Origin of the sequence: Paenibacillus woosongensis (assembly GCF_009725165.1) — a bacterium.
Classification (GTDB): Bacteria; Bacillota; Bacilli; order Paenibacillales; family Paenibacillaceae; genus Fontibacillus; species Fontibacillus woosongensis.
Genome location: NZ_WNZW01000012.1, coordinates 45,282 through 64,700, shown reverse-complemented (window position 1 = coordinate 64,700; position 19,419 = coordinate 45,282). Strand labels below are relative to the sequence as shown.

At 49.9% G+C, this 19,419-nt stretch carries 17 protein-coding genes; 13 read left to right on the top strand and 4 right to left on the bottom strand.

What is annotated here, in order from left to right; translation table 11 throughout:
- Positions 1–15 precede the first annotated feature (15 nt).
- From GNP95_RS21025 to GNP95_RS21010, 4 genes are all read left to right on the top strand, one after another.
- Positions 16–1,389, top strand: a complete 1,374-nt coding sequence (locus GNP95_RS21025; RefSeq protein ID WP_155612796.1) for an S-layer homology domain-containing protein — start codon at positions 16–18, stop codon at positions 1,387–1,389.
- A 133-nt stretch (positions 1,390–1,522) separates the two neighbouring features.
- Complete coding sequence (locus tag GNP95_RS21020; RefSeq protein WP_155612795.1) at positions 1,523–2,086, top strand: cupin domain-containing protein; 564 nt, start codon at positions 1,523–1,525, stop codon at positions 2,084–2,086.
- 151 nt (positions 2,087–2,237) lie between these two features.
- On the top strand, positions 2,238–3,326 hold the full coding sequence (locus GNP95_RS21015) for a GIY-YIG nuclease family protein (protein WP_155612794.1): 1,089 nt from the start codon (positions 2,238–2,240) through the stop codon (positions 3,324–3,326).
- 92 nt (positions 3,327–3,418) lie between these two features.
- Entirely contained in the window at positions 3,419–3,883 is a 465-nt protein-coding gene (locus GNP95_RS21010; RefSeq protein ID WP_155612793.1) for an SRPBCC family protein, read from the top strand.
- 139 nt (positions 3,884–4,022) lie between these two features.
- Here GNP95_RS21010 and map read toward each other — a convergent pair whose 3' ends face one another.
- Together map and GNP95_RS21000 are read right to left on the bottom strand one after the other, a co-directional pair.
- Complete coding sequence (gene map / locus GNP95_RS21005; protein WP_155612792.1) at positions 4,023–4,769, bottom strand: type I methionyl aminopeptidase; 747 nt, start codon at positions 4,767–4,769, stop codon at positions 4,023–4,025.
- A 27-nt stretch (positions 4,770–4,796) separates the two neighbouring features.
- A complete protein-coding gene (locus tag GNP95_RS21000; RefSeq protein ID WP_155612791.1) occupies positions 4,797–5,504 on the bottom strand; it encodes a TetR family transcriptional regulator in 708 nt (235 codons plus the stop codon).
- A gap of 652 nt (positions 5,505–6,156) precedes the next feature.
- Here GNP95_RS21000 and GNP95_RS20995 point away from each other — a divergent pair.
- The 8 genes from GNP95_RS20995 (at position 6,157) to GNP95_RS25845 (ending at position 15,300) form a co-directional block, all read left to right on the top strand.
- Entirely contained in the window at positions 6,157–7,179 is a 1,023-nt protein-coding gene (locus tag GNP95_RS20995) for a hypothetical protein (RefSeq protein WP_196427268.1), read from the top strand.
- Positions 7,180–7,586: 407 nt separating this feature from the next.
- A complete protein-coding gene (locus tag GNP95_RS20990; RefSeq protein ID WP_155612790.1) occupies positions 7,587–8,420 on the top strand; it encodes a lytic polysaccharide monooxygenase in 834 nt (277 codons plus the stop codon).
- 193 nt (positions 8,421–8,613) lie between these two features.
- Positions 8,614–8,877 (top strand): transcriptional regulator SplA domain-containing protein, encoded by a 264-nt coding sequence (locus GNP95_RS20985; RefSeq protein WP_155612789.1) that lies wholly within the window; start codon positions 8,614–8,616, stop codon positions 8,875–8,877.
- On the top strand, positions 8,874–9,902 hold the full coding sequence (gene splB, locus GNP95_RS20980) for a spore photoproduct lyase (RefSeq protein ID WP_155612788.1): 1,029 nt from the start codon (positions 8,874–8,876) through the stop codon (positions 9,900–9,902). Before GNP95_RS20985 ends, splB begins: the two co-directional genes overlap by 4 nt.
- 164 nt (positions 9,903–10,066) lie before the next feature.
- Positions 10,067–10,798: a hypothetical protein gene (locus tag GNP95_RS20975; protein ID WP_155612787.1), complete on the top strand. Its 732-nt coding sequence runs from the start codon at positions 10,067–10,069 to the stop codon at positions 10,796–10,798.
- Between the two features lie 27 nt (positions 10,799–10,825).
- Positions 10,826–13,048, top strand: coding sequence for a pyridoxal phosphate-dependent decarboxylase family protein (locus GNP95_RS20970; RefSeq protein WP_155612786.1), 2,223 nt, complete (start codon positions 10,826–10,828; stop codon positions 13,046–13,048).
- A gap of 31 nt (positions 13,049–13,079) precedes the next feature.
- Positions 13,080–15,053 (top strand): S9 family peptidase, encoded by a 1,974-nt coding sequence (locus GNP95_RS20965; protein WP_155612785.1) that lies wholly within the window; start codon positions 13,080–13,082, stop codon positions 15,051–15,053.
- A 70-nt stretch (positions 15,054–15,123) separates the two neighbouring features.
- Positions 15,124–15,300, top strand: a complete 177-nt coding sequence (locus tag GNP95_RS25845) for a hypothetical protein (RefSeq protein WP_196427267.1) — start codon at positions 15,124–15,126, stop codon at positions 15,298–15,300.
- Between the two features lie 576 nt (positions 15,301–15,876).
- Here the strand turns inward: GNP95_RS25845 and GNP95_RS20960 are convergent.
- Entirely contained in the window at positions 15,877–16,761 is an 885-nt protein-coding gene (locus GNP95_RS20960) for an AraC family transcriptional regulator (protein WP_155612784.1), read from the bottom strand.
- 78 nt (positions 16,762–16,839) lie between these two features.
- Positions 16,840–17,742: a LysR family transcriptional regulator gene (locus GNP95_RS20955; protein WP_155612783.1), complete on the bottom strand. Its 903-nt coding sequence runs from the start codon at positions 17,740–17,742 to the stop codon at positions 16,840–16,842.
- Between the two features lie 118 nt (positions 17,743–17,860).
- Here GNP95_RS20955 and GNP95_RS20950 point away from each other — a divergent pair, with 118 nt between their 5' ends.
- A complete protein-coding gene (locus tag GNP95_RS20950) occupies positions 17,861–19,285 on the top strand; it encodes an MDR family MFS transporter (RefSeq protein WP_155612782.1) in 1,425 nt (474 codons plus the stop codon).
- Positions 19,286–19,419: the final 134 nt, after the last annotated feature.

Genomic DNA, 19,419 nt, shown 5'->3' with positions numbered 1-19,419 from the left:
GAGAGGAAGGACTTCATGAAAAATTTAAAGGGTTTGCTTTGCTTGCTGTTAGCCGGATTTCTTATCTTCGGACAATCTGGCCAAATTATGGCGCGGGAATTTAAAGATATTCAAGAAGCGGAATGGGCTGCGGGATACATAACGAAAATGCAATCGAAAAAAGTATTGCAGGGCTTCGAGGACGGCTCCTTCCGTCCGAACCAGCCAGTCACCCGCGTCGAAGCAATCGTTACGGCCGTCCGTTTGATGGGACTCGATGGCGATGCCAAATCGAAATCCAGCGAAACTCAGCTTCATTTCAAAGATGCAGATCAGTTGGATAAGCGATACTCCTGGGCCAAAGGTTATGTCATCGTAGCGCTGGAGCAGGGACTGTTTGATGCGGCGGAGGACAAAATTCTGCCGGACAAGCCGGCTAGCCGCGTATGGGTATCGAGCCTGCTGGTCAAATCTTTGGGGCTTGAAGAGGAAGCTCTAAGTCAAATGACGAAGATTCCTGATTTTAAAGATGCGAAGGCGATTCCCGCAGGCGCTGTCGGCTACGTGAATGTTGCCGTTGCCCAAGGGATTGTGAGCGGGTATCCGGATGGTACATTCAAGCCAAATAAGAACGTGACACGTGCGGAGATGGCGGCACTGCTGGATCGGACCAATGAAGGACTGCTCCAGAATCAAGGAGCGATCTCCGTAAGCGGTACGGTAAAGGAAATTCAATTTTCGGCTGGAGCAGCGGACAGCAGCAATAACTCCGTTCAGGGGAAAATCAAAATCGAGACCGTAAACAAACAATTGTTATCTTACGGAATTTCCTCTGAGCTGCCTGTGAAGAGCTACAATAAGCTTATTTTGGCCAAACAAATTGCCGTCAACGATACCGTGAAATTGATCGTAAAAGATGGCAATGTGGTGGAGGCTGAGCTTGTACCTGCGAAAGAAACCGTTTCTAAGGAAAAGGAAAAGGAAAAAGATAAGGAAAAGGATAAGAAAACCGAAGTAAAGCCGAGGCCGGAACAAAACGCAGGCGGGATTGAGGAATTCGAATTTGAGGCCGAGCTGACAGGGAAGCAAAAAGTACAGCTGGAATACAAGCAGAAAAAGGGAGCTGCCCAGGCCGAGGTCGAAATCAGCGCCAAAAAAGACAAGGAAAAGCTCAAAGGCCAGCAAGCCGTGCAGTATGTAGAGAAGGTTCTTGGCGAAGCTGGCTTAACGGACAGCATGAGCAGCAGGGAAGCCGCAGAGAAGCTGATGACAGCGCTGGATATCAACAAGGATCAAATCAAAGAGCTGGAGCTCAAAATTAAATTCTCCAGCGGGAAGCAATTGAAGCTCGAGATCGACAGCGACGATAAAGATGATGACGATGATGAGCAAGACAATGACGATAAATAATTATCTGTGTACAGCTTGGGTGCCGTGAAGGCGCCCTTTTTATGTCTCAGATCGTACATGGCGCATCTGTAGCAAATCGAGCATCCTGGGCATATGTTGAATAGACGTTTACCCATTCAAGGAGGATGCTATGATGATCGATCCCGTTCTGCAAGATCCGAATTTGCGCCTGGCGGCGGATTCCAATCAGGTGCTGAACTATCAGCGCGATCCGCATAATTATATTACCCAAGTATTCGGGGAACAGCTTCCTGCGATAAAAACCGGATTTTTCAATGTACATTTAACGAAAGGCATCATTATCCAGCCGCATTGGCATACAAATGTCAACGAACTGGTATATGTTATCCATGGAGAGGTAATTACCTCCGTGTTTGATCCATTTACGCAAAGATTGATTTCCTACCATTTAAAGCCCGGGCAAGTCTGTATGTTACCCAAAGGCTGGTTTCACTGGATTATCGCGGAAAGCGATCATGCCCACCTGCTTACGATTTTCGATCAGCCTACGCCGGATATTGTGTATGGCTCGGATTTTCTGCGTTTCCTGCCGGCAGAGGTGGCGCAGCGTGCCTATGGCATTCGTGCAGAGGATTATGCACGAGCCGTTGCGCCCATTCGGGAATCCGTGATTTTGGGGCCGCCAGTCGGCTACGGGGCAATGATAGCCAATCAGCCCTATTCGGAAAGGGGTTAATCCAGATTATAGCTTTTTTATATAAAAGCATCACGTTCGTCAAGCTCCGATCCGGCGGTGAATGTGGTGCTTCTTGGTGTGCGTATGGTATCTTTAAGTTGAGCGGAATTCGCCATATTTGATAGATTCGTTGAGAGGATCATGCACTCAAATGAAAACAATAATACAGGAGCTCCCGCTGTCGCCGGGCGTATATCTCATGAGAGATTCGCGGGGAACGGTCATTTACGTTGGCAAATCCAAAAGTCTGAAGAAAAGAGTTCAATCATATTTTTACAACAATAAATCGCACTCCCCCAAAGTGAAAAAACTGGTTCACCATGTCAAAGACCTGGAGCACATCGTTACCGATACGGAGTTTGAAGCGTTTATGCTGGAATGCAGGCTCATTCAGGATATTAAGCCGATGTATAATCGGAAGATGAAAAATCCGCTAGGTTACAGTTACATCGTATTGCGGCAAAAACGCGATTGGCGGTGGCTGGAAATTACAGATACGCTGGATGAAGGCGGTCAAGACCGGTCTCGTTTTTTTGGTCCTTATACAGCCAGCAGAAATAGCCTTGAACAGGCGGTGGCAAAAATTGAGGAATGCTGCAAAATCGCCTGCAATCATAGGCCAGCAGCTGCATCGGCAAATACTCCATGCTTGAACTATTCGCTTGGCCTCTGTCTCGGCAAATGCCTTGGCGGCGCAAATGCCCGGCGATTCGATGAAGTCATGGATCGGTTCATTGGCCTGCTTCAAGGGAATGATCGAAGTTTATATGATGAAATGGAGCGTAAAATGGCGGAGGCCGCCGAACGTTTCGATTTTGAGCAGGCTGCAAAGTACAGGGACGGCATGGAGGCGGTGAATTTGCTCTTAAGCAAACGGGAAGTGATCGCGTTCGCGGCAGAGAATCACAGCATCGTTGTCTACGAGCATTTAGACAAAGATACGATAAAGCTATTTCTAATTAAGGGGAACGTTGTGCTGCACAGTGAGCGGTGCTCTGTGGCTTCTAGAGCGGATATCGAATCGCTGCAACAGAGAGCCAAAGCCTTGATTCTGAGCTATTTCACGAAAGATACGGAACCCGATGCTGCCGAGGTAACCCGGGAAGATATCTATGCCGTACAAATCATCTATAGCTATTTGCAGAGCAGCGCCTGCCGCTATCTCCTTATTCCCGGCAGCTGGGTAGAGGCGGATGAACAAAGCGAACTCGAAGCGGCGCTGCGGGAATTTTGGGCTTAACTGCCGAACTGGCTGGGGTGCACTGTATGGCAGCCCACGGGATCGGGGAGGCTGGATATAAGCACTTTAATGCCGAAGGGAGGAGCATAATCATGCATAGGGAAGGGGAACCTGTGGTTCGAACGGGGATGTTGATTCGCCGTCCGGTAGAGGAGGTATTTGAGGCAATAGCCGATCCTTCGATCACAACAAAATTCTGGTTTACGAAGAGCAGCGGAAGGCTGGAGGCCGGCAAGCGTATCCGCTGGGAATGGGAGATGTACGGCGTCGGGACAGATGTGGACGTGCTGGAAATCGAAATAAACCGCCGTATTTTGCTGAATTGGTCGCCGCCCGACATCAATTCCGTGGAATGGGTTTTTACGCCGTTCAGCGATAGCGAAACCTATGTTAGTGTTACGAACTCTGGATTTAAGGGTGACGGGGACCAGGCTGTACAGGATGCCCTTGACTCGATGGGCGGATTTACAATGGTGCTCTGTGCATTAAAGGCGCTGCTGGAGCATGGTATCGTCCTTACGGTTGTAGCGGACAAGGCTCCTCCTGAACCCGTTTGATACACATGTCAGGTAAGAAAAGATGCACTTCCTTTATGGCTGGCAACGGCTATGAAGGAAGTGTTTTACTTTTTCCCGGAAAGGCGGTTTTTCGTAAATCGGTAAAGTTAGACGCATTCCCGTCCGTTCGTCTCGATTTTTACTGGGCTGTTAAAATCAGCGGTCCGTCCGGCGTGACTGCGATCGTATGCTCATATTGCGCAGTCAGCTTGCCGTCGGCCGTTCTCGCTGTCCACTGGTCGTCGTCGATCGTAATACGAAATGTACCTTCGTTGAGCATCGGTTCAATCGTAAACACCATGCCTTCCTTTAACCGAATGCCTTTGCCGGCTACGCCGATATGCTCGTAGTTCGGCTCCTCATGCAGGCTCCGCCCTATCCCGTGCGCCAGCAGATCACGCACGACCGAAAACCCGTTCGCTTCCGCATGCTGTTGAATCGCTGACGTTATGTCGCCGAGCCGGCCCCCGGGGAGCGCCCGGGCGATTCCCAGATCCAAGCATTCCTTTGTCACCTTCATTAATTTTTGCGCCTCCGGCCGGATTTTGCCTACCGCATAGCTCCAGCACGAATCGCCGAACCATCCGCCGTATTCCGCAACGATGTCGAGCTTCAGCAAGTCTCCGTCCATAAGCGCCCGGTTCGAAGGAATGCCGTGGGCCACCACATCGTTGACCGAAGTGCAGGTTTCGGCAGGGAATCCGTTGTACCCTTTCGTAAACTGCTTGCCGCCCAGCTTGGTGATGTGTCTGGCCACAAAGTCATTGATTTCCCGGGTGGTGATTCCAGGCTCGATCAGTTTGGCCACCTCGCGGTGGCAGTCTGCAACGATTTGGCCTGCCTGCTTCATCTCTTCGATTTCTCTAGTTGATTTTAAAATGATCATCTTTTGTTTGCTCGCTCCTTCTCAATTCTATAATTTTAGAAACTGGGCGATATCTCTGGCCTCCTCGTGCAGCTTTCCGCGGCGAAACGAAAGCGAGGCGCAGCCGACCAAGGCGGCCAGCAGCATTTCCGCGCGCTGTAGCCGATACGGCGGCTCAGCTGCGTTTCCGTGCGAAGCGGCAGCCCTGTCCGCCGCACGCCCGCTTTCCAGTAGCGCCGCCAGCGGTGCGAGCACCTCCCGGCGAAAGGCGGCCGAGAGCGGAGCCGATCGCGCTTCATGCAGCGAGGCAAAGCCCTCGCCGGCCAGCTTATACAGCAGGTACAGGGCGTGGTCCTCCGCCCAAAGCTGCAGCAGCCGCACGACGGCGGCGGCGACGGGGCTAAGCTCTGCGGCAGCGTCCGTTTCGCGGTCTCCGCTTCGGGAATCCACGGCAGCCGAGTTCCCGGTGTCTGCGGCAGCAGCCAAGCCGAAATGCCTGCCCGCCGGATCCTTCAGTGGAGCTTCTAGCCATCCCCCGGCCCGCTCCAAAGCATCCAATAGCAGATCGTGGAGCAGATCGCCCTTATTGCTGTAATAATGGTATACCGTACCATAGCCGAGTCCCGCCTGTGCGGCCACATCGCGGATTTCCAGTAAAGGCCCTTTACACAGAAACACATCGGCAGCGGCTTTGCGGATTTGCACCAGACGCCGCAGCCGGATCTCTTCATTTTGTTCCTTCGTGCGTGGAGTCATCCCGCCGTTCACCTCTTTTTTTTGACCTACTATTATGTCAATATAAAACATCAGCTTGCGAATAACAAGAGATAAGTTGGAGGAGTTCCGGCCCAACCTAGATATCGGCGCTTAACCAAAGGGTTAGCCTCGAACGGCGACCTGTTTGGAGTAAAGCCACGCTAACGGTTGTCATAGCGTTTAATCGGCCCTAAAAACGAAGGTTTCTTTTCTAACGGTTGTATGCGCGCTTATTCGGTCGAGACAGCCCTGCAGTGTACAAAAAAATGGGAAATAGGTTCGCTGGCAACCGTTACATTTTGTGAATGCTAATGTTAACCTACATAACGTCGCTCACAACCATTAGATTATCTCCAGCTTTTACGCACGCACTCGCATCTGCCCTCGGGTCAAGCATTGATTTCGGTTTTGAGCCGGTATTCCGGTTAGTCCAGGGTTGGTGCTTAAGCTTAGACATAAGTATGGGTCTAAGCCTAAGCATATCCATCTTTCTTTCTTTTACTAGTTTACAGAGTCAGGGATCATTGACTGAAATTATTACGGAAACAGCCATCAGAGTAAATAAGTTAATTGTATTTATTTAACATAAATGGTGTAGTATTCTTTGTGTGAAGGCACCCAATTAAGATAAAAGATAGGAGGACAGATCCACATGAACGAAATGATCCAGGTTCATCATGATTATCCATACTCTCGGACGGATAAGGAGAAGCTTGAGCGGGGAAAGCGGGGCAGGGCGGTAATGTTCGTTGTCTTGATGTTTGCGCTCCTGCTCACGAACACGGCAGTTCCAGCCGGAAGCGCTTCAGCGGCGAGCGATTTGGATTTGGCTTACCGCTGGGCGCCCGTACACATTCAAGATACGGACAGCAGCGATTATGACGCAGATTATATAACGGCCATCGATTTTGATGGGGATTGGGACACTTCGAACAATTGGGAGAATCAATCCGTAGATCCCGGACGTCTCAAAGGCACAGCGTATTATTCAATCGTGGAAACCACGACGCATTGGTTTATTTTATATGCCTTTTATCATCCTCGCGATTGGACGGATTTTCCCTTCTTCGGCCTCGATGAGCATGAGAATGATTTGGAGGGCGTTTTGACGGTCGTTCGCAAGGATGGCACGGAATATGGCCGGCTGGAGGCGATGGTAACGGTATTCCATAAGGATTTCTACTCTTTCAAACCCAGCGACAGCACGTACACGAACGGCCAGGAGACGATTGATGGAGCAGTACGCTACCTTAATTATGACGGAATGAATCATCCGGTAACGTTCCAGGAAGCTAAAGGCCATGGCATTAAGGCTTGGGATGGAACCAGCTATGCGAATACCGACGTAATCTATTATTATCCGAGCAGAGACGTTGCCGGCGTGCCGAAGGGAGGCAATGACCGTGATGTAAAATATAAGCTCGTAGATATATTTGCGCCTAACGGGATGTGGGACCACAGGTTTGATCCGAAAACCTTTTCCAGCTGGGGAGCGTTCAACGGCAATAACGGCACAGGAGGCGCTAATGCTCCCTGGGCGTGGGACGACAAGGATGATGGCGGCCAGTTGAAAGGCGGGGAATTAGCCACCGATCCGGCCAAGCTAATCTCGATTTATTTCGGCAATCTTGGCAGCTTCAGCAGGGAATATGTCCGCAATCCCTATAATTCTTAATTTCAAGCACCGTAAGGTGCTTTTTTTATATGAAATTAGTTTTCTATTTCTATTTTTGTCATAAAATTGACAAATATAGTATTTTAATTTAATATGAATTAAATAAAACCATAATATTCCATTTGTCAAATCATTCCTCGCTATTTATCTCCTTCAACGATCGCACTAGTATTCTACGCTTTATTATTTAATCTCTGTCATCAATTCCTGAACCGCGACCTCAAGGAATTCGACAACTCTCTTCAGGACTTGATAATAAAAGCTTGAAGAAAGGAGGAACGCCGTTTCTTGTCAAGCGTGGGAACCAGCAAATGATGCTTGGAAAGAGGTGGTCTAGGAAAATAGTAGCCTATGAGTGTTGGTATGATGCAATCCTATTCTATTCAAATTTAAAGGAGGAAGATGAAATGACAGCTGAAGTTATCATAGACCGTAAATATTCGAAAATTAAAATGTTCCTGGTCGCTGCAGGGACGATGCTGGTCATGCTGGCCTGCTCCACGCTGTTTGCTGATAGCGCTTCCGCACATGGACATGTAGTCGATAGCCGTGCCGATTTGTGCGCGAAGGGTGAGAACGTGAACTGTGGCAGAATTATTTATGAGCCATTCAGTATCGAGGGACGAGGGGATTTCCCTGAATTCGGCGTACCTGACGGCAAGATCGCCAGCGCAGGAATTTTTCTGGAGCTCGATGAGCAATCATCCACACGTTGGAAGAAAGTGAATATGAAGGGCGGGGAGCATACGTTCCACTGGAAAATCGTTGCGAACCACAGCACCAATACTTGGGATTATTATATTACCAAGAAAGGCTGGGATCCGAACCAGCCGCTGAAGCGCTCGGATCTGGAGCTGTTCTGCAGATACATCGACGATGGAGCCATTCCGCCGAACGATGTCTATAATGATTGCTTCATTCCGAACGACCGCGAAGGCTATTACGTTATCGTCGCTGTTTGGGATATCGCGGATACGCCAAATGCCTTCTATCAAGTGATGGACGTCAATTTGAGCATTAATCCAAACGCGCCGGCGACTCCACAGCCAGGATTCCCTGGCGATCCGAACCGTTTCGGCGAATATCTGGTCTGGAATACGATCCGCATCTACAATACGGGTGATGTTGTATTCCATAACGGACAATTCTGGGAAGCGCTGTGGTGGACGCAAGGCCAAGAGCCAGGCACGACAGGACAGCATGGACCATGGAAGCTGCTTGGTGACACGCCTCCTCAGTGAGTCTCATGAAGATAAGTACAGAGCCGATTTAAAAAGTTTTATCCTTTCTCAAGAAGGTGTCCAGGTCAAGAAGACATGGGCGCCTTCTTTTTTGCTGATTGTGTTGCCGGTACATAAAATTCAGGACTCGCGGGAATATTTTAACAACAACTCGGATTAGTTCTGATTACTCTATAGAAAAGAAGGGGATGGCATGGAAACCAATTATCAGTCTGAAGCCTATAAGCCCGGAGATATCGTCTATGTTTTCTATCGCAACCCGCACACACAGGATGTGACCCATATTCAGCAGGCTGCGGTCGTCAATAACCCGGATAATCCGCAGGAGCTGGCGATGTTCCTGTATGAAACCTACTATCCCTTAACTCAGGAAATGGCCGTATATGCTACGGAAGAGGAAGCGGAGCAGGCTTATCGGTATTATTTCGGGACTGCTTCGGAAGGGAGCTTCGAATGATCAAGCCGTTTACGCCGAAGCTCGTCTATTTCGAGCCCGATGCCTTGGAGTATCCGCTCGGTAAAGAGCTGTATGACAAATTCGCCAACATGGACGTCGAAATCCGCTATACGACATCCCATAATCAAGTCAGGAACCTGCCGGGAGACAATGACTTTCAAAGGTATCGGGTGGCGAAGTCTACGCTAGTCGTTGGCATCCGCAAAACGCTGAAGTTCGATACGTCTAAGCCTTCAGCAGAGTACGCAATCCCTTTTGCTACAGGCTGTATGGGGCATTGCCATTACTGTTATTTGCAGACGACAATGGGCAGCAAGCCCTACATCCGCACCTATGTCAATGTGGAAGAGATTTTGGAGGCTGCGGACAAATACATGGCAGAACGTGCGCCGGAGCCGACCCGGTTCGAAGCCTCCTGCACTTCCGACATCGTCGGCATCGATCATCTGACGCATACCCTCAAACGGGCTATAGAGCATTTCGGCGAATCCGAATACGGGAAGCTGAGGTTCGTGACGAAGTTCCATCATGTGGATCACCTGCTTGATGCGAAGCATAACGGCAAAACGCGCTTTCGCTTCAGTGTGAACGCCGACTATGTCATTAACAATTTTGAACCTGGAACATCGCCGCTGGCGCAAAGAATCGAGGCGGCAGGCAAAGTGGCAAGAGCCGGATATCCGCTTGGCTTTATCGTAGCTCCAATCTATTTGCATGAAGGCTGGGAGGAAGGCTACTACCATATGTTTGAACGTCTGGATGCCGAATTGCCGGAGGATGCAAGGGAGGATATCACCTTCGAATTCATTCAGCATCGGTTTACCAAGCCGGCGAAGCGGGTTATTGAGAAAAATTACCCGATGACCAAGCTCGAACTGGACGAAGAAAAACGAAGATACAAGTGGGGCAAATACGGCATTGGCAAGTATATTTATCCTAAAGAAGAGGAAGAGGATTTGAGAACTCATCTTCAGGGCTACATGGAGAAGTTTTTTCCTAAGGCGAAGCTGGAATACTTCACTTAGAATCGTAAGGCCTTCCGACCAAGGATACGGGTCTGGAGGGCTTTTTCTATGCGGCATTAATTCATTGGAAAAAATAGTAGGCATAATAGGCCTGATGGATTACAATAGATACTATGGTATTAAATTACAATATATCTTCATATTTGGAGGAGGTAATTCATGTAATGTTCTACCGGACTGCAATCCACGGTACACACGACCATGAGCAGTCACCCGAGAATATTCCAGATCTTCATGGGTTCGTCATGATGGGAACAGAGGAGCTCTTTCTCGACCATTTGCCTATGTTTCATATGGAAAACCACAGATATCAAGTGATCCTCAAAGCAAGTCTCCCTCCCGATGCTATGAATACCTACATTGAAGCTAGCCGTCAAAACCCTGACAAAGCATTTATCCTTGGAAACGTGCAGACGAATTTATTTACGCTGCCGCAAATTGAGCTGGGCCACATCACTTCTTTTGCCGCCGATGTGTTCTGCGGTGTGCCGCAAGATCCGGCCAAGGACATTCCTCTCATTCATAATGTTACCGTCACGATTGAAAGAGTCGTTCATTTCCGGCATTTTGCCGAAAATATCGATTACCCCCAGAGCCTGACCTATATTCTATTTGGACAAGGCAAGAATGCTTACATTTCCCATTACCTTTCGATCGCTCCTGACTTTCATCATATTTTGGAGCTTGCCGAGGCACCGGACTGGCTTCATCCTGAGCTGCTGGAAATCGGCAGCCTGGTTAATTTTCCTCACATTCTTGGTAACACCCCCTTTGCAGAAAATCCTTTGACCGCTCCGGAATATCAAGTGCAATTCCAGGGGCAGACTCCGCTGTATTCGATCCGCATCGGCAAAAGCATCTGGTTTGACGACGAAGAGATCAATCACGGCATGTAAATATTGAAGAGAATGGAGTGAAGCAAGATGGGTAAAAAGGCAAAGCTCGCCGCAAGACTCTTTGCAGAGCGTTTGGAGCAGCACTTGGAAGCGCAGGACGAGCAAGCAAGATTGGATTTGGAGGGACCTGGCAGTTCCTCGCTAGAAAGCTGGTTTATCGGCCCAAAGGCCGAGAACGAGGAATTGTTCAGCGGCTTGATCCAGCAGGCTGTGAAGCAGATTAGCAGCGACCGCCGCGAGTATTTTCCAGACGACCCCGTATATATTACAGACGAAATCAAACAATCGTCTTCATTTAAGAACAGCGTAGACGTACTGACCGAGAACTACAGCAAGCTGCTGGAGCAGCTGAGCGGATCGGTCCCTTTCTATAGCTACCGTTATCAGGCCCATATGAACTGGGACCTGACGATGCCGGGGCTGCTCGGGTATTTCGCGGCCATGCTGTATAACCAGAATAATGTCGCCGCGGAATCCTCGCCCGTGACTACGGTGCTGGAAATGGTTACGGGGGACGACCTGTGCGAAATGCTGGGGTACACCATTCCCACCGATGAAGAAATCGAGCAGGGGGCGATTAGGCCATGGGGCCATATTACCTGTGACGGCTCGGTCGCTAACTTGGAAGCGATGTGGGCGGCGAGAAATTTGAAATATTACGCCGTTTCGGCTGCCGAGGCGCTGAAGAACGAGGCGGAGTTGGCAGCGGCGCGCCAAATATCCGTCCCCTTGCTGAACGGTCAACACGGAGTGCTGACGGAGCTTGATACATGGACGTTATTAAATTTGAAAATGGACGACGTACTCGCTATCCCGGGCCGAATCGCAGAATTATTGAGCCAAACCACAGGCAGGGACGAGGCCGAGACCGTCAACACGGCGTTGAGCAAATATACGCTGCAAACGCTGGGTTTCGAAGAATTCTCGCGCAAATATTTAATCGATGTGATGGAGCCGGCGGCCATCCTCGTGACATCGACGATGCACTATTCGTGGCCGAAATCTGCGGCAGTGCTTGGTATTGGAGCCAGCAGCATTATTCCTGTGCCTGTTAATATGGACGCACGCATGGAAATCAGCGAGCTGCGCCAACGGCTGGATCAATGCCTGGCGATCAGGCAGCCGGTACTGATGACCGTCTGCGTCATAGGCAGTACCGAAGAGAGTGCTGTTGACCCGATTGCGGATGTGATCCAATTGCGCGAGGAATACCGCGAGCGGGGTCTGGAATTTGTCATCCACGCGGATGCCGCCTGGGGCGGCTACTTCGCTTCTATTCTAAGGGACGATACTCATAAAACCCTGCTGATGGCCGGCAAACGCCCTTATACGCCAGCCATGACAATGAACGAATACGTCACCGCGCAGTATGAAGCATTACAAGACGCGGATTCGATTACGATTGACCCGCATAAGGCGGGATACATTCCTTACCCTGCTGGCGGCTTATGTTACCGCAATTCATCGATGCGCGACATCGTCAGCTTCCAGGCTCCGGTAGTTTATCACGGGGGCATTGATCCGACGGTTGGCATTTACGGCATTGAAGGCTCGAAGCCGGGTGCAGCGGCCGCTGGCGTGTACCTCAGTCACCGGGTCATTCGCACCGATCAGAGCGGGTATGGCAAGCTGCTCGGCAAAACATTGTTTAACAGCAAGCGCTTATATGCCGCCATTTTGACGATGACACGTGAGGATGATCCCTTTATCGTCGTTCCGTTTCACCGGATTCCGGCAGAACGGGAGGGAGGAACGGCGGAGGAAATCAAGGAACAGCTGGCCTACATCAAGGAATTCATCGTCGATAAAACGAATGACGAAATTATCAATAACAAGCAAACGATGGAGCTGTTCCGCCAGCTCGGCTCTGACCAGTCTATCGTACCGTATACCTTCAATCTGAAGACGGCAGAAGGCCTGAATACCGATGTTGTCCTCATGAACCGGCTGAACCTTGAAATCTTTAAAATGCTCAGCTTGTCCCCGGACCGACATGAAGTCGGCGCTACGCCAATGTTCATTACGCAGTCGGCGTTTGATCCGAGCACATACGGTCATGGCTTCGTGGATGCTTATAAGCAGCGGCTAGGGTTAAGCGGCGGAGACGATGAACCAGTCAATTTCCTGCTGTCTACGACGATGAGTCCGTTCCTGACCGACACGGCGGAAGGCAATTTCATTCCTGTCTTGATTGAAGCGTTGCGCGAGACAGTGTTTAAAGCGATAGAGAATATTAAAGTTAATCTGTAGATTCGGATTATTGAGGGAGGTGTTTTAAGTCATGGCAAAGCCTGCATTGTCACCTTGCGGCAGCTGGAAATCGCCGATTACGGCACAGGATATCGCTCAGAGCCGAATTTCCTTTCAAGAGATTCTTGTCGATCAAGATATCATTTATTGGGTCGAATCCAGACCGACGGAGCAGGGGCGATATGTCATCGTCAGGGCTGATGAGGACGGAAAGATGTCCGACGTTACTCCGCTGGGGTACAGCGCCCGAACGCTAGTTAACTCGTACGGGGGCGGATCTTTTACGCTCTCGGGAGGGTCGGTCTACTTCTCTAATTTCGTAGCCAGCTCAGAAGAGTCGCCCTATGCTAGACATCATGATCAGCGCCTGTTCCGCCAGAAGGAGGGAAGCACGCCTGAGCCGCTAACGGATACGCTGTCCGTCTGTTATGCCGACGGCGTCTACGATCAGCAGCGGGGCCGCCTGATCAGCGTTCGGGAGGACGGGCAGCTGACCCTTCATGGCCAGGGCATGCAGTCGCTCGTATCCATCGACCCGGTTAGCGGCCAGCAAGAAATGCTGGCTTACGGCAACGATTTCTACGCAGCCCCGCGCTTATCGCCCGATGGCAAACGCTTATGCTGGCTCACATGGAATTACCCGAGCATGCCGTGGGATGGCAGCGAGCTCTGGGTGGCTGATGTTAACGGCGATGGTACGCTATGCAATGCAGCGCAAATTGCGGGCGGTACCGAGGAAGCGATTTTTCAGCCTGAATGGTCACCGCAGGGAGAGCTGTTCTTCATTTCGGATCGTACGAATTGGTGGAATCTTTACCGCTGGGACGGCGATAAGACGTCCGTTGTTTACCAGAAAGAGGAAGACTTCGGCGCGCCTCAATGGACCTTGCGTATGGCTCAATATGATTTCATCCCGGATGGCCGGATTATCTGCTCATATGTGGAACAGGGGGCGTGGAGGCTTGCCATTATTGATGTGCACAGCAATAAGCTCACGGATATTCCTTCGCGATACACGGAAATCAGCCATTTGCGCGCAGGGACGAATTTCGTTGCTTTTCTGGGAGGCGCTCATGATACGCCCTTATCCGTCGTCAAGCTCTCGCTGGAGACAATGCAGGAGACGGTGATTAAATCATCTTTGACGAACTATGAGAATTTACTTCCTTATGTCTCAAAGCCTGAACCGATCACCTTTGTGACGAGCGGGAACGAACCGGCATATGCCTTCTATTATCCGCCGCATAATTTGGATTTTGGCATCCCAGTGCAAGAGAAGCCCCCGCTTATAATCAAGAGTCATGGAGGACCTACGTCGGCAGCCTCCACCGCGCTTGACTTGGAGATTCAATATTTCACGAGTCGCGGCTTCGCCGTTGTTGATGTGAATTATCGGGGGAGCACGGGCTATGGGCGTAATTATCGGCTGTCCTTATATGGGAATTGGGGCATTTACGATAAAGAGGATTGCATCAGCGCGGCTAAGTTTCTGGAGGAGAGGGGAGAGATCGACGGCGAGCGGATTTTGGCCCGCGGCGGCAGCGCAGGCGGTTTTACGACGCTGTGTTTGCTGGCTTTCTCGACAATTTGCCGGGCGGGGGCCAGCTACTACGGCGTCTCCGATTTAGAGAAGATTGTGGTGAACAGCGATAAGCTGGAAGCCAAGTATCCGTTTAGGCTGATCGGGTTGTATCCCGAACAGGCGGAGCTGTACCGGGAACGATCGCCGGCTTATCATGCCGAACGAATTACGAATCCGGCCATCTTTTTTCAAGGTCTCGAGGATCCCATCGTCCCGCCGGAGCAAACGGAAGGGATCGTGGCGTCCCTGACTCAGCGCGGAGTTCCCGTGGCCGCCTTCTATTATCCTCATGAGCAGCATGGCTTTCGCATAGCGGCAAACATTAAAAAGTCCTTGGAGGCGGAGCTGTATTTTTACTCGCAAATATTGCAATTTACCCCGGCAGATCCGCTTGAGCCGTTTCCGATCAACAACTTAAAGTAATGCCATGTGATCCATCTCATAGCGCAGCCCCTCTTATTTTGTTATCCCTACTATAGGAGGTGGATTACGCATGAAAGTTAGTTATCCATTGCGGGAAACGGCCGATTTGAAGGAAATCAAAGAGTCCCTGAAGCCTTTTGGCGGACGCTGCGCCAAAATCGTCGAAGGAACCCTGGAATACCAAATCAAAGAAGAGCAAGAGAGCGCGGCCTATGAGGCTTTGAAGGATAAAGGGTATATCGATTAAGTGCCAACATGTTAGGAGATAAGATTTTCGAAGTGTGGATGTATTGAACAAGGGGCTGCCCCACAAGTTATCAAGATGACTTGCGGGATAGCCCCTATCTTTCTGAACGCTTTCCATTTTGGCTGAATCCATTGCCTCCCTTGCCTGCGTCCATTCATTAGCTCTTCCTAATATGAGCTGTCGTACACCAAACTGTCGGGCACAACGCTGTCGTACACTAAGCAATCGGGCGCTAACTGTGCTGCATTAACCTGTCGGCTACAAAGCTATGGGGTACAAAGCTATGGGGTACAAAGCTATGGGGTACTAAGCAGTCCCTACACTAACCTGCCGTACACTAAATGGAATTCATGTATCTAACTATGCTCAAACGCATACTTTTGAGGGATTAGATGGATCCTATGCACCTAAAATCAAGAATCCAACTTAATATTGTTCATCCTCATTCTCTAACAACATGAAATCCATTTAAATCTACGTTCCTATCATTACCGCAGAATCTAACTACTATAAATCCAGTTAGATAAGTTAAAACTACTAGAAATGGGTGCATAGGGGTCGAAGTCTCACGGGCAATTATTTATGCAGCTGCTTTTTCAATACAGGAATCCATATTTCGCTTCTGTACGCCTGCGATGAAACGTCTTTACTTTCGTTCCACAAAATTTCCGGACCTGGGGCGAGCTCATAGCTTGACGAGGGGAACCACTCCGAATATATGCGGCCCCATACCTGCTGAAGCGTATCTGGAAATGGCCCGACCGCTTCGAACACCGCCCATGTCGAGGCCGGGACTACCAGCTGTGCCATATGATCCGGACAAGCCTGGGTCGTAGCCACGCCGATGTAGTGATCCAGTTCTCCTCTTTCCTCCATCCTTCCCTCCGAGAAGTTCACAGATGCGCTGATCAGCCCCCCTGGCTCTATGTTGGACAGGGCTTTCAGCTGCCCGATCAATCCTGCATCCAGGCTTTCCCACATGGACGCGATTTCCGGATTGACACCTTGGAATACGATCGGGACGCGTTTCATCAGGCCAACAATGCTAAAAGCCTCCTTGTCTACTATACGGTAGTTCATTTCGCTTCCTCCTTGAATGGTTAGTTGGAAGGTCATGCGCGGATAAGCTTTGAGAGCATGGCCGTTCAGCCTTGCTTCAGACGGCGTGATGCCATGCAGGCTCTGAAAAGCGCGTGTAAAAGCATCCGGTGAGCTGTACCCGTATTTCAACGCCACATCGATCACCTTTGCCTCGCCGTCTCGAAGCTCGAATGCTGCGGAAGTGAGCCTTCTGCGGCGAATGTATTCCGACAACGGAATGCCTGCAAGGAAGGAGAACATTCGCTTGAAATGATATTCCGAGCAGGCTGCTCGCTTTGCGACTTCTTTAAAGTCGATATCTTCGGCCAGATGCTCTTCGATGTACTTCATGGCGTCATTCATGCTTTTAAGCAAATCCATATGATGACCTCCTTGATCACTACTTTAGCAGTTATGGGAGATGGCTTTCCCGACATTTCCTGCACGGATCTTGCAGGGTTATTTGAGGAGCATATAATCATCCAGCAGTCTTTGAATGACGGCATAACGGGGATTCTGCTCGGATACCAGGCAGCCGAAATAGAGGTCGGAGACGACTTGATTGTCGCTCAAATGCACAGGGATGATGCGGCCGCTCTCCACGTAGGGATCATCATTTAAGCTGTAGCCGGATAACAAGCTGATAGCAAGCCCCTCGGCAACCGTCTTCTTAATGACTTCTGAATTGGAGCTGTAGAATAGAATGTTTAAGGGACCGTATTTTTCTGCATAAGAATGACTGAAGTTCTCCCAAAATTGGCTCGCATACATCACAATCGGGTAATCCGCCAAATCCTGAAGCCTGAGCGAGCTCTGGAACGCAAATGGCGAGTCCTGGGGGACAATCACTTTAATATGCGCATCGTAGTCCAGTTTCTTGAAGAGGATATGTTCGGGCAAGGACTGTTCCTGCGATTTCGGGATCGTGATATAACCTATATCCACCGTGTGCTGTTTGATGCGGGGGATAATCTTCTTGCTCTCCATTTCGATGATCGTCACTTTCATCAGGGGAAAATCCTTCTTAAACCTGGACAGGACCCGCGGTAAAAAAGTCATGAGGCTTGAGATGGCGGCGATCTTCAGCTCTCCGGTAAAAGAGGAGGTGATCGCTTGGGCATCCTCCTTGATGCGCTGCATCGTATCGACGATGATCAACGCTTTATTGATAATGCTTCGTCCTTCCTCCGTAGGGGTGGTGCCTAACCTGGATCTTTGGAATAAACGAAGGCCGAGCTCCTGCTCCAGCGCTGCAATCGACTGGCTGACGGCAGACTGGGACACGTGAAGATGCTCTGCGGCAACGGAGATGGACTTGGCGTGCACAATGGCCTTGATGTATTCCATTTGCTCAAGGTTCATATTCGTAACGCTCCTCTTATATTAGATATCCTTATGTTAACATTAAAAACAATAATTTTACATCACTTACGATTATATCTATATTAATGAGGATGATTATTGTGAGGAGATGTAATTGTTGGCACAGAGCAAAAAACAGAAGGATGGATTTGCCTTTATTATGTTGGCCGTATTTTTAGGGAACTTTCTGGCCTTCGTGAATTCGGGCACCGTGAATATTGCCCTACCTTCAATCATGAAGGATTTGCATACGAATATTAATTCCGTGCAATGGATCGTCACGGGTTTTATGCTGGCGATCGGTACGATTGCCCCCGTGGTTGGCTTTTTGGGAGCCAAGGCAGGCTACAAAAAACTGTACCTCGCCGCATTGATCGGTTTGACGATTGCCTCCACGCTATGCGGCATTTCATGGAATATCGGGTCGCTGATCGCATTCCGGGTGATCCAAGGCCTCTGCGCAGGAATGATTCAAATTTCCACAATGACGATTATTTATCAATCCGTACCGAAGGAAAAGCAGTCGATGGCGATCAGCCTCTGGACGGTATCGGTCATGGTCGCTCCGGCCATTGGGCCAACTTTGGGTGGTTTAATGACCAATGCTTGGGGATGGGAGGCGTTGTTTTATGCGAATGTGCCTGTAGGCATCATAGCTATTCTGAGCGCTGCGCTTTGCCTGCCTGACCGCAAGGGTTCGGCTGGCGTAACCTTGGATGCCTGGGGTTTGATCACAGTGGTGGTTGGAAATGTCTCTCTGCTGATGTATTTTACCAAAGGAAGCGATCTCGGATGGTTCTCGGCTCCGTCTCTCGCTTTATTGCTGGCAGGCCTTGCTGGCATTGCCGCCTTCATTTGGAGGGAGCTGACCGTGAAGGAGCCGCTGCTGAACATCCGCGTATTTCAATATCCGAAATATGCGATGGGCACGATGTTGAATTGTCTCATATCGGTTGGACTGTATTCCAGCGTGTTTCTCATTCCCTTATTCCTGGAGGAAGCACAGGGAGCTTCCTCCTTCACCAGCGGGCTAATCATGCTCCCTGGGGCGATTATTATGATTCTGGTGACGATGGCTACGGGCAAGCTGTACGGTAAATTCGACCCGGTATGGTTCGTATTGGCCGGAGTCCTGCTGCTCTGCATTGCTTCTTGGGAATTCAGCCGGCTTACAATGCACTCCTCCATCGGATACGTGATGATTTGGATGATTCTGCGTTACATCGGGGTAGGCCTCGCAACTTCTCCGGTGACGAATATTTCCATGAGCCATATTCCGGCAGAGCATGTCGGTTCGGCGACATCGATCTCGAACTGGCTGCGCCAAGCTGTTGCGGCGCTCGCCATAGCCATATTCAGCTCGATTCTGGCGGTCAGAACAGGAGCTCATCTTGCGGAGCTCCGCGGAGAGAAAGTCGGCGAAGCCTTGAAACAGGCCGCTTTTCTTTATGGCTCTAACGATACGTTTCTTGCAGCAACTGCCGTTCTTATTTTTGCCGTACCGCTGTCACTCTTATTGAGAAAAAGAAAAGCGAATGCTTAAAGCTCATCACCCCTTGCAGCTTGTTCATAAGGCTGTGAGGGTTTTTAATGTGCAAAACCCAAATTGAGGAAAAATAACATGAAAAATACAACTTTTACTGCATACCATTGGTTTATAAAGATAAAAGCTAATTT

What these genes read in the sequence shown, in the direction of transcription:
- GNP95_RS21025 (WP_155612796.1), top strand. Translation starts at nt 16, where the DNA reads ATGAAAAATTTAAAGGGTTTGCTTTGCTTGCTGTTAGCCGGATTTCTT.
- GNP95_RS20995 (WP_196427268.1), top strand. Translation starts at nt 6,157, where the DNA reads ATGAACGAAATGATCCAGGTTCATCATGATTATCCATACTCTCGGACG.
- GNP95_RS25845 (WP_196427267.1), top strand. Translation starts at nt 15,124, where the DNA reads ATGAAAGTTAGTTATCCATTGCGGGAAACGGCCGATTTGAAGGAAATC.
- GNP95_RS20985 (WP_155612789.1), top strand. Translation starts at nt 8,614, where the DNA reads ATGGAAACCAATTATCAGTCTGAAGCCTATAAGCCCGGAGATATCGTC.
- GNP95_RS20990 (WP_155612790.1), top strand. Translation starts at nt 7,587, where the DNA reads ATGACAGCTGAAGTTATCATAGACCGTAAATATTCGAAAATTAAAATG.
- splB (WP_155612788.1), top strand. Translation starts at nt 8,874, where the DNA reads ATGATCAAGCCGTTTACGCCGAAGCTCGTCTATTTCGAGCCCGATGCC.
- GNP95_RS21020 (WP_155612795.1), top strand. Translation starts at nt 1,523, where the DNA reads ATGATCGATCCCGTTCTGCAAGATCCGAATTTGCGCCTGGCGGCGGAT.
- GNP95_RS20955 (WP_155612783.1), bottom strand. Translation starts at nt 17,742, where the DNA reads ATGAACCTTGAGCAAATGGAATACATCAAGGCCATTGTGCACGCCAAG.
- GNP95_RS21000 (WP_155612791.1), bottom strand. Translation starts at nt 5,504, where the DNA reads ATGACTCCACGCACGAAGGAACAAAATGAAGAGATCCGGCTGCGGCGT.
- map (WP_155612792.1), bottom strand. Translation starts at nt 4,769, where the DNA reads ATGATCATTTTAAAATCAACTAGAGAAATCGAAGAGATGAAGCAGGCA.
- GNP95_RS20975 (WP_155612787.1), top strand. Translation starts at nt 10,067, where the DNA reads ATGTTCTACCGGACTGCAATCCACGGTACACACGACCATGAGCAGTCA.
- GNP95_RS20970 (WP_155612786.1), top strand. Translation starts at nt 10,826, where the DNA reads ATGGGTAAAAAGGCAAAGCTCGCCGCAAGACTCTTTGCAGAGCGTTTG.
- GNP95_RS20965 (WP_155612785.1), top strand. Translation starts at nt 13,080, where the DNA reads ATGGCAAAGCCTGCATTGTCACCTTGCGGCAGCTGGAAATCGCCGATT.
- GNP95_RS21015 (WP_155612794.1), top strand. Translation starts at nt 2,238, where the DNA reads ATGAAAACAATAATACAGGAGCTCCCGCTGTCGCCGGGCGTATATCTC.
- GNP95_RS20960 (WP_155612784.1), bottom strand. Translation starts at nt 16,761, where the DNA reads ATGGATTTGCTTAAAAGCATGAATGACGCCATGAAGTACATCGAAGAG.
- GNP95_RS21010 (WP_155612793.1), top strand. Translation starts at nt 3,419, where the DNA reads ATGCATAGGGAAGGGGAACCTGTGGTTCGAACGGGGATGTTGATTCGC.